General features: G+C 43.3%; 13 protein-coding genes. 6 read left to right on the plus strand and 7 right to left on the minus strand.

Annotated features, from left to right (window positions below):
* Positions 1-12 precede the first annotated feature (12 nt).
* Both UYC_RS0129580 and UYC_RS0129585 read right to left on the minus strand, forming a co-directional pair.
* Positions 13-2,208 carry an AMP-dependent synthetase/ligase gene (locus tag UYC_RS0129580; protein WP_016877761.1) on the minus strand — a complete coding sequence of 732 codons (2,196 nt, stop codon included), beginning with the start codon at positions 2,206-2,208 and terminating at the stop codon, positions 13-15.
* A gap of 631 nt (positions 2,209-2,839) precedes the next feature.
* Positions 2,840-3,745 (minus strand): alpha/beta hydrolase, encoded by a 906-nt coding sequence (locus UYC_RS0129585; RefSeq protein ID WP_016877762.1) that lies wholly within the window; start codon positions 3,743-3,745, stop codon positions 2,840-2,842.
* A 760-nt stretch (positions 3,746-4,505) separates the two neighbouring features.
* On the opposite strand from UYC_RS0129585, the gene UYC_RS0129595 reads away from it, so the two are divergent.
* The 4 genes from UYC_RS0129595 to UYC_RS0129610 all read left to right on the plus strand — a co-directional run bounded on the left by UYC_RS0129595 (position 4,506) and on the right by UYC_RS0129610 (position 9,331).
* Complete coding sequence (locus UYC_RS0129595) at positions 4,506-5,222, plus strand: 2Fe-2S iron-sulfur cluster-binding protein (RefSeq protein ID WP_016877763.1); 717 nt, start codon at positions 4,506-4,508, stop codon at positions 5,220-5,222.
* On the plus strand, positions 5,219-6,214 hold the full coding sequence (locus UYC_RS0129600) for an FAD binding domain-containing protein (protein ID WP_016877764.1): 996 nt from the start codon (positions 5,219-5,221) through the stop codon (positions 6,212-6,214). The genes UYC_RS0129595 and UYC_RS0129600 overlap by 4 nt, the downstream gene beginning before the upstream one ends.
* On the plus strand, positions 6,211-8,340 hold the full coding sequence (locus UYC_RS0129605; protein ID WP_016877765.1) for a xanthine dehydrogenase family protein molybdopterin-binding subunit: 2,130 nt from the start codon (positions 6,211-6,213) through the stop codon (positions 8,338-8,340). Before UYC_RS0129600 ends, UYC_RS0129605 begins: the two co-directional genes overlap by 4 nt.
* Before the next feature lie 97 nt (positions 8,341-8,437).
* The gene (locus UYC_RS0129610) at positions 8,438-9,331 is read left to right on the plus strand and encodes an RpnC/YadD family protein (protein ID WP_016877766.1); all 894 of its coding nucleotides are present in this window, start codon (positions 8,438-8,440) and stop codon (positions 9,329-9,331) included.
* A gap of 63 nt (positions 9,332-9,394) precedes the next feature.
* Here the strand turns inward: UYC_RS0129610 and UYC_RS39150 are convergent, their stop codons facing one another.
* Positions 9,395-9,571: a hypothetical protein gene (locus tag UYC_RS39150; protein ID WP_016877767.1), complete on the minus strand. Its 177-nt coding sequence runs from the start codon at positions 9,569-9,571 to the stop codon at positions 9,395-9,397.
* A 178-nt stretch (positions 9,572-9,749) separates the two neighbouring features.
* On the opposite strand from UYC_RS39150, the gene UYC_RS0129620 reads away from it, so the two are divergent.
* Positions 9,750-10,928 carry an XdhC family protein gene (locus tag UYC_RS0129620; protein WP_016877768.1) on the plus strand — a complete coding sequence of 393 codons (1,179 nt, stop codon included), beginning with the start codon at positions 9,750-9,752 and terminating at the stop codon, positions 10,926-10,928.
* Between the two features lie 217 nt (positions 10,929-11,145).
* Complete coding sequence (locus UYC_RS0129630) at positions 11,146-12,504, plus strand: FAD-binding oxidoreductase (protein ID WP_016877770.1); 1,359 nt, start codon at positions 11,146-11,148, stop codon at positions 12,502-12,504.
* Positions 12,505-12,696: 192 nt separating this feature from the next.
* Here UYC_RS0129630 and UYC_RS0129635 read toward each other — a convergent pair whose 3' ends face one another.
* From UYC_RS0129635 to UYC_RS0129650, 4 genes are all read right to left on the minus strand, one after another.
* Positions 12,697-13,485 (minus strand): FHA domain-containing protein, encoded by a 789-nt coding sequence (locus UYC_RS0129635; protein WP_016877771.1) that lies wholly within the window; start codon positions 13,483-13,485, stop codon positions 12,697-12,699.
* A gap of 235 nt (positions 13,486-13,720) precedes the next feature.
* Complete coding sequence (locus UYC_RS0129640) at positions 13,721-14,836, minus strand: glycosyltransferase family 4 protein (RefSeq protein WP_016877772.1); 1,116 nt, start codon at positions 14,834-14,836, stop codon at positions 13,721-13,723.
* Complete coding sequence (locus UYC_RS0129645; RefSeq protein ID WP_016877773.1) at positions 14,837-15,682, minus strand: glycosyltransferase; 846 nt, start codon at positions 15,680-15,682, stop codon at positions 14,837-14,839.
* Positions 15,679-16,755 (minus strand): glucose-1-phosphate thymidylyltransferase, encoded by a 1,077-nt coding sequence (locus UYC_RS0129650; RefSeq protein WP_016877774.1) that lies wholly within the window; start codon positions 16,753-16,755, stop codon positions 15,679-15,681. The genes UYC_RS0129645 and UYC_RS0129650 overlap by 4 nt, the downstream gene beginning before the upstream one ends.
* Positions 16,756-16,759: the final 4 nt, after the last annotated feature.

Consider the following 16,759-nt stretch of genomic DNA (forward strand, 5'->3'; position numbering starts at 1 on the left):
CCTAAACCCTCCTTATAAAGTTAGAGATTGCGCGAATGCGGGGCATGAAGGCTGAGGTATAGAAGGACAGGAAGATAAAAGGTTATCCTGTTCGTCTGTATTCCCTGTTTTGGCATCTTCGTGTCTTGGCGTGCCCGTGTCTACCTTCCGGGAAGTCGCTGGCGCGTCTTCATAGATGGCATCAATTTCTTTGGCAAAAGTTTCCACTACTTTTGCGCGTTGTACTTGTTGATTGGGTGCAAGCAACCCATTTTCAACTGTGAGGGTAGCATTAATGAGCTGGAATCGCTTCACAGTTGACCAGTAAGGTAAATGACAGTTAGCTTCCTCAACCAATGCCTTATAGATGGCGATGATACATGGATGGTTGAGCAACGCATCTGGTGGTAAATCTATGCCAATGGTGAGAGCGTAGGAATGCAGGTTATCTAGATTGGGGAAAATTAGCATGGCACAGAATTTACGCTCTGCTCCAACAGCAACTGCTTTGGCAACTAGAGGAGATTGTTCTAGCTTGGTTTCAATTGGTTGTGGTGTGACGTATTTGCCTGTAGAGAGTTTGAATCGGCTTTTCTTGAGTCCAGTAATCTTGAGAAAACCATCGGCTGTAAACTCTCCTAAGTCACCTGTGTGCAACCAACCGTCTGCATCAATCAGTTGTTGGGTGGCTTCAGGGTTGTTGTAGTAGCCTTGAGTGATGTAAGGACTTCTGGTGAGGATTTCTCCATCATCGGCGATCGCTATCTCCACTCCCGCTAAAGGCACACCTACTGTTCCGGCACGATTGAATCTTCCCCGGTTGCTGGTAACAGCAGAGCTTGTCTCGGTTAAACCATAACCTTGCAGAATTGTCACTCCTGCTGCGGTAAACAAGTTCGCTATCTCTGCTTTTAAGGCAGCACCCCCACAAATTAAGTATTTGATCCGACCTCCAAATATCAGTCGCCATTGCCAGAACACCAGCTTATCTGCCAGCTTCATCATCAAGGCATATCTTCCTCTTGGTGGCTTTCCTATCTCGTACTGTTTGGCAAGGTTCAGCGCCCAATTATAGATGCGCTCTTGAAATGCCATCTCACGCCATCCATATGCAGAGACAGAAATACGTAAAGGTGGGAACTTCCAACGCAGGGAAGATAAACGAAATCTCTGCATTTTTGACTGTTCCCTACGCAGCATCTGAGTCGCAAAAGTGAGGATGCGCGACAGCACGTTATGCTTAACTTCAGTTTGTGTTGACAACTTGGTTCGCCTAGTCCCTTCTTCCAGAATCTTGTTGTAAACTCTCTCCAATAAAAGTGGCACCGTTGCGAATAACGTTGGTTGCACTTCTTTGAAATGTTTGATTACCCGGTTAGGAGTAGTCAGGTAAATGCTATGCCCATAGCTAATATGACCGTATAAAAAGACGCGGGCAAAAACGTGTGTCAAGGGCAGATACGATAGTGTGACCTCTTTTTCACCAAATTCTAGATCGGGAATACCACTAAACATCGAGAGTGCATCGCCAGAAAGGTTTTCATGAGTCAGCATTACTCCCTGCGGCTCTCCCATCACTCCTGGTATATAAATAATAGTGGCTAGGTCATTCGCTGCTAGCTGGGAACGTAGTTGCTGTCGCTTGCTTTGTGAATTTAAAGCCTGTCCTTTGGCACGAAGTTCCCAGAGGGAAAAAACTGGGATGTGTTGGGGACATTTAGGGCATATTTGCTCTAGATTTTGATTCTGCTGCCAATCACTAGGAACATCGGCAACTATCACTGCCTTCAGGTGGGGTGTATCTCCCAAGTAAGGTATGATTTGAGAGAGCAAGTCTAAATTAGCAACAATCAGTACTTTGGCTTGTGAATGCCGCAAGATAAAAATAATGTTTTCGAGCGTTTGGGTAAGGTCAATCGGCACATCCACTAAACCAGCCAACAGACAACCCATATCAACTATGCAGAAGTTGACATTGCTGTGCATCAATAGGGCGACGGTATTGCCTTTCTCTCCCACCAGATCCAACAACGAGAGTGCTATTTCTTCAGCAGCGCTTTGAAATTCTTGATTGGATAGGGATTGCCAACCTTTTTCCATCCATTCGTTCAAGGCTTGAGGATTGAGATAGCGATCGCACGCTTCATCCAGTAACGAAGGCAATGTACGTCCCAATAAAATTTTCCCAGAGTTGGGAGGAGCTTTATAAGTCCGATCTGTCCATAACATTTTGCCTTAGAAGAGCTTGAAACTCTTTCCCTTACTAACAGTGTTTTTGAAATTATCAGACCTGATTTGACTGACAATTTTGATTTGAGTTGTTAGTTATTTAATGAAAATTATAACTAAACGCCCAAAATCGTCTGTCATTCCAGAAGAATTTATTTACTAAAGTAAATTCATACATTTCAAGGTAGAAGTTTACTTTCATGATAGGAATTCAAAGGCTTTCAATCTCAGTTGGATAAAAGTTTATCCAATGATGTTTTGTCAAATTTACATACAAGCATTAGGTATTTAATCTGGATGCTGACTTTCGATACCTAAGTTCTGATTCCTGACCAGTCTCTCCTTTATATATGGTATCTGTCCATGACAGAGCTAGATTTTTTTAAGACTTTGGTTCCTTCACACCTAAATGCCTTAAAACTATGTACAAAGTACATAATATTAATTTAGATCATAGTGGGGATCAAAATCCACCTTTGTATCTTTTTTGCAAAAATAGAGTTATATAAATTAGGGCGATACAAATAAAGCTAACTAGTTAGGGTCATCATTTGTCATTTGTCCTTGGTTATTCGTAGGATTTTGAGACATATTTACCTTTCGTAACTTAGTTCTGTTTATTTCCACCGACTTACTTATTCATAGTTTCTGGTTGCAAAGAGGCAATTTTTATTTGACAAGCTACTGGTTGATGGTTTGTTCCCAAATTCAAATGTCGTTCGAGCCAATTTCCTAAATCCATCAGCACATCTTGATAATTGATATCTAGATGAAGATCGTGATAGTCACCCGGATAAACATGACATTCTTTGTCTGGGAAGTTTACTTGTTCAAACAAAGCTAAACTACCCTCGGTCGGTGTAATTAAGTCTTCACAGCCATGCAGAATTAATAAGGGAACCTTTAAATCAGATGCATGGCTTTCTACCCAATTCTTGGCTGCGAAAAATTCCGTAGCCAGTCGGGCACTGCCATACTCATGCCGTAATGGATCTTGAGCATAGGCAGTTAGCACCTTGGGATCTCGCGAACTCGCACCACGCTTAATACCAACCTTGAGGCTAAAGCGCGGCCAGATTTGTGAGAGCATCAGCCCTAGAGCAACTTTAAAAGCTGGAACCCTGACTTTACCTAATGCCGGTGCCGTTAATATCAATCCTTGCAAACTTTCCGGAAAATGCAAGGCGTAGTCTAAGGCAATAACTGCTCCCAGACTATGTCCCCACACAAAGCAAGCACAATTAATTGCTCGTTCTTGTATTCGCGTTAAAAAGGTATGCAAGTCTTCTCGAAACTCTGTCCAGGCATTGATGTGTCCCCGCTGTCCAGGGGAACGTCCATGCCCCCGCAGGTCAAAGGCATATATAGCATAGCCTTTTGGGATTAAGTATTGCACGGCAGTATCGAATAACCCACTATGCGCTCCTAACCCATGTACTATTGCTATAATTGCCCGTACCTGCCCTTCTGGCAGCCAGCCTTGATAGTAAAGGTATAGACCTCCTGCTCCTTCAAAAGTTCCTTCAACGTGTGTCATTATTAATTCTCCCCAAGTGCATTTTTATTGCTTAGGTCTCAGCACCCAATTGGAGATTTACAACTGAATATATCTAATTGAAAAATCTATTTTCTGACACCAAGTATAGCTAGTTGAGCACAGTGAATTACGCTTTTACGCGCTTTTTCTGGGCTTTTAGAGTATTTACTTTTAATGTGTTTTAATGATTAAGTAAATAAACATCCTTAGTATCAGGAAATAGTGTTCTGAGACCATGAATAGCCAATCGGTAGAGCTATGAGGTTTCAGGGGCTTATGCTCAAAAGTCTTTATGCATCCAGATTATCTGGTATACATTATATAACTTATTTAGTTTTTTGATAGCATCAGCAGTAAGTAATATTTTAAAGTTATAGTAATAATTTTGTTTTTTAGTCATCTTTGTCCAGCTTAACCTACACTTAAAGCCAGAATTCTAAAATATGTGAGTGCAACTAAATATAACTACCGGAATACAACTACTGGCAGTTTTAGTGGATCGGTACAAATAAAGCTAAATAGTTAAGATTGTCATTGCTCATTGGTCATTGGTTAGTAGTTAGTAGGGGAACCTCCGCACGCAAGTGTCCTCCCCTTGTCCCTGATCCCCAATCCCCTATCTAATCAGACTTAAGACATATTTTTTGAGTCGTTCGGAGTAAATACTACTTCTGGAGCTTGTGGATCTGCTACATTTTTTGCAAGCCGATTCAGAGATTTCAAAGCTAGCGCATTTTTTTAATGCTAGAGGTACAAAATCATGCAACACCCTCAAGAAGGGGCGAGCAAAACGTCTCGACGTAATTTTTTAGGCAAGGCATTAACTACAGCCGGAACAGCCATCGCCGCTCCTTCATTGCTGAATCAAGCAACTGTAGCAAAGGACACTGCTCAAGATTCTAAAGGTGAGATGAATATAACACTTAAAGTTAATGGAGAACAGAAAAACCTGACGATTGAGCCGCGCGTCACACTTCTGGATGCTCTGCGCGATCGCCTAGCACTGGTAGGTAGCAAAAAGGGCTGCGATCACGGTCAGTGTGGGGCTTGTACGGTTCTGATCGATGGGCAGCGAGTTTATTCTTGCTTGACGTTGGCAGTCATGCAAGAGGGCAAGGAGATTGTCACTATTGAAGGATTAGCAAAGGGCGATACTCTTCATCCAGTGCAGGCGGCGTTTATTGAGAACGATGCTTTTCAGTGCGGTTATTGCACGCCAGGACAAATTTGTGCCTCTGTTGCTCTCGTCGATGAAATCAAACGGGGCTGTGCTAGTGCCGTGACGCTAGATCTAAGTCGCCCTCCTCAGTTAGCTGAAGTTTCTGAGGCTGAAATCAAGGAGCGACTGAGTGGTAATCTCTGCCGATGCAGTGCTTATAACGGCATTATAGCAGCAGTACAACAGGTAGCCGGACAAAATCCACCATCTCCGGTTGCAGAGGTGATGCTCAGTGAATCTACGGAGATGCCCGCATGAACAACTTCACATATACTCGCGCCACCTCAGTGAAAGATGCGGCTCAACGGGCAAGTACCGATCAAAATGCGATGTTTATTGCAGGCGGTACGAATTTGGTTGATCGCCTGAAGGTATTCTTAGATGAGCCATCACAACTGATTGACATCTCTCGACTACAAATGCAGCGCATCGAACGCACGGCAAATGGTGGTTTGCGCCTGGGAGCTTTGGTGACAAACACAGCAGTAGCCGACTATCCCGATATTCGTCGCGACTACCCGATGCTGTCTCGTGCGATTTTATCTGGGGCATCGCAGCAAATTCGCAACATGGCGACTGTCGGTGGCAATCTTCTGCAACGCACCCGCTGTCCTTACTACTACGATACCGCTTTTCCTTGTAACAAACGTCAGCCCGGCAGTGGTTGCCCGGCACTAACGGGCATCAACCGGATGCACGCCATCCTGGGAGCCAGCGAGCAGTGTTTGGCGGTTCACCCATCGGATATGTGTATTGCCCTTGCGGCTTTGGATGCTGTGGTGGAGGTAGAAGGAACCAAGGGCAAGCGGCAGATACCATTCACAGACTTTCATCGCTTACCAGGAAACACGCCGCAGCGAGACACAAACCTGGAGCCGGGTGAGTTAATTACTGCCGTAGTTTTGCCACCGATACCGTTTGCTAAATCAGGAGTTTATTTAAAGTTACGCGATCGCGCTTCCTATGCCTTTGCTTTGATATCTGTAGCAGCGGCTGTTGACTTGGAAGGAGAGCGGATCAAAGATGTGCGCTTGGCAATCGGCGGTGTAGCTCACAAACCCTGGCGAGCGACAGAGGCAGAAAAGTTTTTGATTGGCAAGCCAGTCAACACAGAAACATTTCAACAAGCGGCAGAAATAGCGCTACGGGGAGCCAAGCCCCTAACACACAACGGTTTCAAAGTTGAAATGACAAAACGGGCTATTCGCCGCGCACTTACAGTTTCAGCTAAGGGAGGAGGGGTAGCATGAACAAGGTAATTGGCACTGGCGTCAACCGCAAGGATGGGCGAGCAAAGGTTATGGGTACTGCAACCTACGCCGCCGAACATCAAATTCCAGATTTGGTTCACGGTTATCTTGTTACCGCTACCATCGCCAACGGACAAATTAAAAGTATCGATACCCGCACGGCAGAAAAAGCACCGGGAGTAATCGCTGTTTTTACGCACAAAAATGCGCCCAAGATTTTTAAGCCCAGCAACGACTTCATGAATTCAAAAATCTACGAAGCTCGACTGCCGTTGGCGGATGATAAAGTTCACTACGCAGGGCAAATTATTGGCTTGGTGGTGGCAGATACCTTTGAACGAGCGCGGGATGCGGCACATTTAGTAAAGGTGGAATACACTACCCAAAAACCACTTGTGGATGGTAAAGAGGCTTCTTTTAAGGAGGCTGCGGGTATGTTTGGGGAGGAAATGAAATTTGAGAAGGGCAGTTTTGCAACTGGGAATGCTGCTGCAGAGATAGCAAGTGCAGCAGCCAAGGTTGAAGCCACTTACAAGACTTCCACCGAACTGCACGCGCCAATGGAACCTCATGCCACCATTTCCCACTGGCAAGATGCTAACTCACTCACTGTTTACGAGCCGTCTCAGTGGGTGTTAGGAACTCAGCGCACCTATGCAGAACTGTTTGGACTTCCGACGGAACGAGTGCGGATTGTTACACCGTTTCTTGGTGGAGCCTTCGGTTCCAAAGCCTTTCCTTGGCCGCACGGCATTCTTTGTGCAGCAGCCGCCCGCAAACTCCAGCGCCCTCTTAAAGTCGTTGTCAGCCGACGGCAAATGACAGCAAATACAGGGCATCGTTCTGAAACTGAGCAAACTCTCCGTTTGGCAGCAACCGCAGATGGCAACCTCCAAGCGATCGCTCACGAAGTTAAATCTTACACTTCACCTGTAGATGTGTTCACAGAACCTTGTACAAGCATCACACCAGTTATGTATGCTGTGCCAAATCTGCGACTCAATCAGGAATTGGCAGTGATGAACGTTGGCACGCCCACCTTCATGCGCGCACCAGGAGAAAATCCTGGAATGTGGGCGCTGGAATCGGCAATGGATGAACTGGCGTGGGCGCTAAAGATAGATCCAGTGGAACTGCGTTTGAAAAACGAAGCCAAACAACACCAGCGTCAAGGGTTGCCATTTTCAGCCAAGCATTTTGCTGAGTGTTTGCGGGTGGGTGCCAAGGAATTTGGCTGGAAAGACAGAGCCAAACAGCCGCGATCGCTGACACGTGATGGCAAACTCATTGGTTGGGGGATGGCGGCGGCAACTTTTCCTGGCTTGCGTGGTAAAGCATCCGTTAAAGTGCGGTTGTTACCAAACGGTACCGCCCACATCCTCACTTCCGGGAACGACATGGGTACTGGTGCATACACTGTTGTAGCTGCCACTGCCGCAGAAGCATTAGGGCTACCCATTGAACAAATACGGGTAGAAATGGGCGATTCTTTGCTACCGGATGGTGGCATGGCGGGTGGTTCAATGATGACAGCATCCCTTGCCCCGGCAGTGATGTCAGCCTGCCAGGAAGTTCTGAAAACTGCGAAAACTAAGACTGCACAGGAGGCATTTGCAAATCTGCGTCAGTCTGGGCGGGCAGCAATTGAAGCCACAGCATCCACCGCTCCCGGTGCTGAAGCGAAGAAATGGGCGTTTCAATCTTGGGGCGCACATTTTTGTGAAGTCAGCGTCGATGAAGAAATCGGGCGTTTGCGGGTGACGCGTTGGGTATCGGTGATGGATATCGGGCGAGTTATCAATTCTAAAACAGCAGCTTCTCAGGTGCGGGGTGGGGTAATTATGGGTATTGGGCAAGCCTTAATGGAAGAATGCCACTTCGATCCTAATATTGGCTATCCTGTAGTTTATGACCTTGCTACCTATCACTTTCCCGCCCATGCCGACATTCCTCGCATTGAGGTAGCCTTTGTGGGTGAACCCGATCTCAACTTCAACCCAGTTGGTGCGCGTGGTGTAGGTGAGATTGGAATTACAGGTGTTTCAGCAGCGATCGCCAACGCAGTTTACCATGCCACAGGTAAACGCATCCGCGATTTACCGATTACACCAGAGAAGTTGTTGTAACAACAAAGCGATCGCTTCCACTTTCCGATATTGCACAAGTGTAGGCGATCGCTTGACACTATTGTTGGACTCGATACCAGAATATTGCCTTGCCCCGATGACAAAGCCCGTAGATGTCAGCACGAAAAGATTAATTAGTCTCGCACCCGACACCTGGGTTAGATGGGTAACACAGATCCCCGATGTTGTAGCTAGTGAAATTCTCAACTCAGAATTTCAATGGATATCCAGAGAAAGTGATGTTTTAATCCGTGCTAACAGTTCTCAATATGGAGAATTTCTGGTTCTTAACGAATTACAATTACGCTATCAATCCCAAATGCCCCGTCGGATGCGTGCATACGCCGCTTTGGCAGAAGAGAAATATAATTTACCAACATACCCTGTACTCATTAATATTCTTCCATCAAGTAACGCAGAAATACCGACAAGTTTCGTCTCAACTATTGCAGGTTTGCGTGCCATTCAAGATTATCGCGTGATAAACCTGTGGGAAGTAGATGTGAATATTGCCTTTGAACAACCGTTAGCATCGTTACTACCATTTGTACCCATCCTCAAAGGTGGAGAGAACGAGTTTATCATTCGAGAAGCATTGCAAGTTCTTCGTGCTGATGAGCAATTAAATCAACTGGAAACTGTTTTGGCGTTTTTTGCTACGTTTGTACTAGATAGTGAATTAGTCCAACAAATCATGAGGTGGGATATGGCCATATTGCGAGAGTCACCCTGGTATCAGGAAATTTTACGTGAGGGAGAAGCACGCGGAGAAGCACGCGGAGAAGCACGCGGAGAAGCACGCGGAGAAGCGCGCGGGCGGAGAGAGGAATTACTTTCAGGTATTGAATTGGCGCTAGAAATTAAGTTTGGCAATACAGGTTTAGAATTAATGCCAATCATTTCTCAGGTCACAGATTTACAAAAATTAAAAGCAATTCAACAAGCTATTAAAACTGCAAAAACTGCTGAGGAATTGCGGCAACTGCTGTAGTACGAATTCTAAAAAATTAATCGCTTTTTTGCGAAATTTGATTGCCATGTTTCACCCAATCAGTCAGATCAACTGGTTCATCATCAGATATTCTGACGGTGAACCAAACTCGGCTTCAAGTTCCCTTTGTTCATCATTACTAATGTAAGGAATAAGAATTTGGCAGAGGCGAAGTCTTTCTTCTTTTAAAACTTCACGCATGGTTTCTTTAATCAATGCTTTTAATTCTTGAATTTCCACACTCGTTCCTCGTATTTAGAGTCAAATTATATTCTACCTAGCTTAAGCTTTTACAACTGGGATTTGGGCGAAAATAACAGGCTGCAACAGTTGAGGAAACTGTTTCTACAGAAAGTTAGTAGATAATTCCTCCTAGTCAAAGGCGATCGCACGAACGATGAATTGGGATTAATTGGTGATGAAAGAGCTACACGCAATTTTGAAAGCATTCGCAGAAAGTCAACAAAATGCTGAACCAGTATTTCTTGCCACTGTTGTAAATGTGAAAGGTTCTAGCTATCGCCAGCCAGGGGCGCGGATGCTGATGACACAAAGTCAAATTCTAGGAACAATCAGCGGTGGTTGCTTGGAAAATGATGTATTTCAGCATACTCGCTCTTCTATGTCAGATGGGCAACCAATAGTTGTCACATACGACAATAATGCTGATGAGGATATTGTTTGGGGATTTGGGCTTGGCTGTAATGGAGTGGTGCAAGTCTTGATTGAACGTCTCTATCAAAATGATCCACTTAATCCCTTAGCTGTTATTAATCAATGTTTCTGTAACCAGCAACAACGCATTATTGCAACCGTTTTTGGCGTAGAGGGTAAGGTGAATATTAAGGTTGGGGCACGCTTAATCCTAAATCCAGATCGTAGTGTAACTACTAATATTGAAGAATCTTCTTTAAAATTTGCTTTAATTAAAGACACTCAAGCCGCCCTGCAAAATCAACATTCGAGCGTAATTAAATACCAACTTTCATCAGGTAGTGTTGATGTCTTGATCGAAGTTATTCAGCCACCCACACGCCTAATAATTTTTGGTGCAGGGCATGACGCTGTACCTGTAGTACAGTTTGCTAAAGCTTTGGGTTGGCACGTAACGATTATTGATTGTCGAGCTAGTGAGGCAACAAAAGAGCGTTTTTCAATGGCTGATGAGGTGTTTCTTACCCATCGAGAAATTTTACATAAACAAATATGTGTAGATGAACACACAACTGCTGTGGTGATGACTCATAATTATCTCGACGATTTAGAAATTTTGAAAATACTTCTGCCATCATCTATAGAATACTTGGGTGTTTTGGGGCCAAAGTATCGTACTGAAAAATTACTTCAAGATTTACGTATTCAAGGAATAAATTACAGCACAGAACATCTACAAAAATTATATGCTCCTGTTGGCATAGATATTGGAGCCGATACACCAGAAGCCATAGCTTTATCCATCATTGCTGAGATGCAAACAGTGCTGAAAAATCGTTGTGGTGGCTTTTTGAGAAACCGCAGCGAACCAATTTATCAACGCCATGAAGTCAAACAAACTGAAATTGAGCAGTTGGAAACAGGACTTAGGCACAAGTTGTAGAATAATAAACCGCAGAGGACGCAGGGGACACGGAGGAAAGAAGATTTTATTCATTACAACTCATATTCTGCCAAGCGATCGCCTAGAAGCAAAAAATAGACTAGTGATGTGTTACGGATATGCTACTGGCTACCTGGTATCTTTTAAGCAATATACCCAATTCACTGCTTGAAGGAGAAGTAGCCCCAATTACCAACAACCAACAACTATCGCAACTATGACAACAACACCTGTTAAATCGTTTGATTTAGAAGCCTTAATTAATTCTCTACAAGGTATTGAAATTATTACTGACTCTACTCAAGTAGCAAAATTATCTCAAGATTACCATACCTTTAGCCCGGTTCTAGTTCCCAAATTAGCTGGAAAAGTCGGGGATGTAGTTGTGCGCCCTGCTAACGAACAGGAAGTATTAAAAATAGCAGCAGCTTGCGTGAAGTATCGAATTCCCGTCACGATTCGGGGTGCAGGAACGGGAAATTATGGGCAATGCGTACCGCTACATGGTGGTGTAATTGTTGATATGACGCGGATGCATGAAATCTGCTGGGTAAAGCCGGGAATAGCGCGAGTTGAAGCTGGGGTGAAATTAGCAGCCCTGGATAAAAAAGCACGGGAAAGTGGCTGGGAAATGCGGATGGCTCCCTCTACCTACCGTACAGCGACAATTGCTGGATTTGTGGCTGGAGGTAGTGGGGGAATTGGATCGATACAGTATGGGTTGTTAGGCGATCGCGGTAATTTGATCGCGCTAAGAGTTGTAACTTTGGAAGATGAACCACGTGTAATTGAGTTGCGTGGCGATGATGTACAAAAGGTAAATCATGCCTGGGGTATCAACGGTATTATCACCGAAGTAGAAATACCGCTTGCGCCAGCTTATCCTTGGGTAGAGGTAATTCTCACTTTTCCAGAATTTATGGCAGCAGCAAAATTTGGGCAAGCTTTAGCTGATGCCGATGGCATGATCAAAAAAGAAATTGGTATCTTTGCATCCCCGATTCCTCAATACTTTACTCCGCTGCGGCAGTACATTCCTGATGACACTAACGCCGCTTTATTATTAGTTGCAGAACAGAGTTTAGAGTTCTTGCCGGGGTTAGTGGAGCAATACGGTGGCACAATTACATATCAAAAACAAGCACAGGAAGTCGGAAAAGGTGCGAACTTATTGGAATTTACCTGGAACCATACCACTTTGCACGCTCGCACGGTTGATACTTCTATCACCTACTTACAAAGTATTTTTCCCGCAGATAAAAGTCTGAAACTAGTAGAGCATATGTATCATCATTATGGGGATGAAGTAATGATGCATTTAGAATTTATCCGGGTGAACGGTACAGCAATACCTGCGGCTTTACAACTCGTGCGCTACACTTCTGAAGAACGCCTGAATGAAATTATCCACGATCACGAAGAGAAAGGTGTGTTTATTGCCAATCCCCACACTTACATTATTGAAGATGGCGGCAGGAAAGTTATCGATCCGGAGCAGTTAAAGTTTAAGGAGATGGTTGATCCTTATAGGTTGATGAATCCGGGTAAGAGCAAGGCGTTGGAATTAAAGGTTTGATCGCAAACGCCCACAGGCTCCAAGCCTGGGGCTACACAAACAAAGCCCACCTCCGTGGGCTGAAATCCTTACAGGCTGCGGAGGCAGCCTTTGCACGTATAGCAACACTCTTCTAGGGTGTTGGGTTTTGGCGAAGGTATTGATCGGCTAATGCGGGCAATTACACGGTTATCGGCTCAATACCACTTTGGCTTATTTTTTGATGAGTTGCTTGAGGGTAAGGGGATTAAAATTGAACACCTTTCCTGTTGCGAACAATTGAAATCCACAAGAGACACTAGCAAATGACACAAGGATAGAAAAAAGTGATATTGAGCCAATAACAGCGCCACTGGCGATAAATAGAGCAACTCCGATCGCAATCAGAACCCATCCCAATTTGCGATAGCCACGATCACCCCAATTGAGAGCTACTACACCTGCTATACACAGCACAATTCCAGGAGTACTGCGAAAATAGAAGCTAATATAAATGCTTGTACTTAAAAATGTAATGCCTGCCAGTATTAAACCTAAGCCAATCAGCTTACTGGCAAGGGCTACTTCTTTTTCTTTATCGGTAGTAGATGGTGTAATCTTTGTTGGTGCTGAGTTTGGGGTAGGATTTGATGTAGGAGATACAACAGTTTCTTTCACCTTGAATATGAAAGTTACCTTGTCTCCTTGTCCAAGTGAAACTTTGTCTCCTGAGTGCAGCGAACAAAAGATTTTAGATTCCAGCTTGACACCGTTAACATAGGTGCCATTGGAACTGCCCAAGTCTGTAATGTGATATTCATCTGCATTGATCCATATTTGCGCGTGGATGCGAGATACGACATCAGAATCTGGTAAGCCAGAAACATCGATATCTGGTGGTTTCTGTTCATTTGGCTTACCGATGCAAATTACAGAAAGATTGGGTGGCAGTTGAAAAGAGGTGTTGGTTTGGATATGAAAAAGCTCCCTGGTTGGCTCTTTCGTCTGAAATGCACTTTGCATAGATGTTGTGGAGATAAGCTTTTCTCTCAGTTTGTCTGCCGAGAAATGAAAAGAGAATGGTAAATATTCTGAATCAAAATTGAAATTTTAATGGAGTCGCTCTTATACCAATTTTGGATTTTAGATTTTGGAGCCACTGCGCCCTGCAAGTGGCGTGATTTTAGATTAAAACCTGAGTACTGGGTAGTGGGAAAAATTTTCTTCCTAATCCCCAGTCACTATTCTCCAATCCCTTTTACAAATACTGTTTTAAAACTTCAACCGTCGCCATTCCAGTCTTCTGCCAACTGAAATTACTTGCCCTGTTAATAGCTGCGGCAGAAAGGCGATCGCGCAATTGGGCATCAGTTGCAATTTTATCCATAGCCTCTGTAATTTCCTCTACCTTGTAGGGATTGATGAGAATTGCAGCATCGTCGGCAACTTCTGGTAAAGAAGAAAGATTCGAGGTAATAACGGGTGTACCGCAAGCCATTGCTTCTAATACAGGCAAACCGAAGCCTTCCCAAAGACTGGGGAAAACAAGAGCGATCGCGCCGTTGATGATTTTGGGTAATTCGCGATCGGGAACGTAGTTCAAAAATTTTACTTGCTCGGTTATGCCTAGTTCTTCAACTTGCACTTGCAATAAGGGAGTATAGCGTTTGTCTTTTGGCCCCGCAAGCCACAATTCGCGATCGCGATGACTTGGTAATGCGGCAAAGGCAGAAATCAGTTTGTGTAGGTTCTTGTAAGGATCGTGTCTACCAATGTAGAGAAAGTAAGGGCGCTGCGTTAAGGTGGAGACAACAAGACGCCGCGAATCTCTCTCCCCCTCCTCTTCTCCAAAGGGACGAAAATGGCTATCATCATAAGCTAGCAAAATCGGTGTGATTTTCTGAGCAGGAATTTTGTAAAAATCAGTAATGTCTCTAGCAGTAGCTTGGGAATTGCAGATAATATGTTGTGCTTGCCTAAGAACTTCGGGAATGTAGTAGCGTTGGTAAGTAGTCAGCGGTGAGAAGCGTTTAGGAAAACGCAACGCAATTAAGTCGTGAACCATGACGACAAAACGACAGTTGGAATAGAGGGGCGCTTCTGGTACTGGGGAAAATAGGAGCTTAGATTGGAGCTTTTTATAGATTTTTGGTAGTTGAAACTGCGTCCACAAAATTCTATCAAAATGTCCTTTAGTTCCTTGAGCAGGAGTAAGATTGCCTGGAATTGAATAGCAGTTAAAGTCCGGATAATTTTGGGCAGTTAAAAGAGTAGGCTGAAGAGATTTAAAATAGGGAAAAAGATTTTTGGCATAATTACTTATGCCTGTAGGTTGAGAAAAAATAATTGATAAATTAATTAATAATTCGTTCATTTATTCAAACTTAGACCGCCAATAATTTAATACACCATAAAGTTTACCCAATGCCACCTGAGGTTTAATAAATATTAAGACAAAAGCATAAAAAATAAGTCTAATTAATCTGAAACTAAAAATTAACTTATTTGTATATCTTTCCAAGGTCAATAAATAACTGTAAGTGCTGTGTCTAATTTTTCTAAAAACGTACCTATTAGTAATTGAGGAGGGTTCGTGCAATACACCAAATTGTTTAGTGACTGCAATTAAATATCCTTGCTGGGCATAGCGTTGACAAAAGTCAAAATCTTCATAATAAAGAAAATAAGCAGGATCAAATAAAGGACACTCACAAAATTTTTGTAGATTAATTATCATGCTACAGCCCGAAACCCAATCACAAATAATATAATCTGCGTCTGAATTTGTTGTTAAATCTTGAGTTAATATAGTTCCTGTTTGGGAAATAAAATTACCACCTGCAAACCAAATTTTATTTGCAGGTGTATAAATAATAGTACCGAGAATTGAAATTTCGGGATGAGACTCAAAAAACGGATGAACCTTGTCTAAGGCATTTTCTAATAAATAGGCATCTGGATTTACGAGCCAGATAAGTGCCTGCGGATCTTGAGCGAAAATAAATTTTAAACCAAGATTGCAAGCACTACCAAAACCTAAATTTTCATTAGCGTTGAAAACAAGTACTGAGTCAGATTTAAGATGACAAATAGAATCATCATCAGGAGAATTATTGATGATAACGGTTTTGTATTTTATATTTGTGCTGGTTGATAGAGAACTGACTAATTTGGCAATTAGATCTGTGGAATAATAATTGACTGTTAACAAATAAATCACGTTAGTTCGATTTGACAATCATCACCAATCATAAACCGTAAGGCTTTGGGGCGACGGGGTGCCACTGTCAATTGTGCCCTTTGTCCAATCACGCTATCAATAATACGTTGATGAATTCCGACAATTTTAGCACCTTCTAAAACCACACTATGCTCAATGTCAGTATCGATAAGTTTACTATTATCGGCAATGCTAGTATAAGGGCCGATAAAGCAGTTTTCTAAATAACAATTTTTCCCGATTACTGCCGGGCCGCGAACTGTGCTATTAATCACTTTAGATCCAGCACCCATTTGAACACGCCCGATCGCCTGACTTTGACTGTCGATTTCCCCAAAAATTTCTGTAGTTAGGTAAGTATCAAGAATCAAACGATTTGCCTCTAACAGATCGTCTTTTTTACCAGTATCTAACCACCATCCATCTAGTTGGCAGGCTGTAACTTGCTTTTGGTTATCTATCAGGCATTGAATAGCATCAGTAATTTCTAGTTCGCCTCTAGCAGAAGGTTGGATACAGGCGATCGCATCATGAATAATATGCGAAAAGAAATAAACCCCTACCAACGCCAAGTTAGAGGGGGGAATTTTAGGTTTTTCAATTAGCTGTAAAACTCGCCCTGTTTCATCTACTTTGGCGACACCAAAAGCACTAGGATTGCTAACTTCACGCAAGAGAATCAACGCATCCTGTTGTTGAGTAGTAAATTGTTTGAGAAAATAACTGAGGTCGCCTTGTTGAATTAAGTTATCACCCAAGTACATTACAAAAGGCGAATCTCCTAAAAAAGCAAGAGCAACTTTGACAGCGTGGGCAAGCCCGGCAGGTTTATCTTGCAAAATATAAGTGATTTTTGCTCCGAAGCGATCGCCATTTCCAGTTTTAGCTTTTACTTCTGCACCTGTTTCCGGACTAATAATGATACCAATATCAGTTATTCCTGCGCTTACCATCTCTTCAATGCCATACCATAAAATCGGCTTATTGGCAACAGGTACAAGTTGCTTTGCTCCAGTATAGGTGAGGGGGCGAAGACGAGTGCCTTTACCGCCAGAAAGAATAAGTGCTTTCATAATA

The sequence above is a fragment of the Chlorogloeopsis fritschii PCC 6912 genome (assembly GCF_000317285.1).
In the GTDB taxonomy this organism is placed as follows: domain Bacteria; phylum Cyanobacteriota; class Cyanobacteriia; order Cyanobacteriales; family Nostocaceae; genus Chlorogloeopsis; species Chlorogloeopsis fritschii.

What these genes read in the sequence shown, in the direction of transcription:
- UYC_RS0129580 (WP_016877761.1), bottom strand. Translation starts at nt 2,208, where the DNA reads ATGTTATGGACAGATCGGACTTATAAAGCTCCTCCCAACTCTGGGAAA.
- UYC_RS0129585 (WP_016877762.1), bottom strand. Translation starts at nt 3,745, where the DNA reads ATGACACACGTTGAAGGAACTTTTGAAGGAGCAGGAGGTCTATACCTT.
- UYC_RS0129595 (WP_016877763.1), top strand. Translation starts at nt 4,506, where the DNA reads ATGCAACACCCTCAAGAAGGGGCGAGCAAAACGTCTCGACGTAATTTT.
- UYC_RS0129600 (WP_016877764.1), top strand. Translation starts at nt 5,219, where the DNA reads ATGAACAACTTCACATATACTCGCGCCACCTCAGTGAAAGATGCGGCT.
- UYC_RS0129605 (WP_016877765.1), top strand. Translation starts at nt 6,211, where the DNA reads ATGAACAAGGTAATTGGCACTGGCGTCAACCGCAAGGATGGGCGAGCA.
- UYC_RS0129610 (WP_016877766.1), top strand. Translation starts at nt 8,438, where the DNA reads ATGACAAAGCCCGTAGATGTCAGCACGAAAAGATTAATTAGTCTCGCA.
- UYC_RS0129620 (WP_016877768.1), top strand. Translation starts at nt 9,750, where the DNA reads ATGAAAGAGCTACACGCAATTTTGAAAGCATTCGCAGAAAGTCAACAA.
- UYC_RS0129630 (WP_016877770.1), top strand. Translation starts at nt 11,146, where the DNA reads ATGACAACAACACCTGTTAAATCGTTTGATTTAGAAGCCTTAATTAAT.
- UYC_RS0129635 (WP_016877771.1), bottom strand. Translation starts at nt 13,485, where the DNA reads ATGCAAAGTGCATTTCAGACGAAAGAGCCAACCAGGGAGCTTTTTCAT.
- UYC_RS0129640 (WP_016877772.1), bottom strand. Translation starts at nt 14,836, where the DNA reads ATGAACGAATTATTAATTAATTTATCAATTATTTTTTCTCAACCTACA.
- UYC_RS0129650 (WP_016877774.1), bottom strand. Translation starts at nt 16,755, where the DNA reads ATGAAAGCACTTATTCTTTCTGGCGGTAAAGGCACTCGTCTTCGCCCC.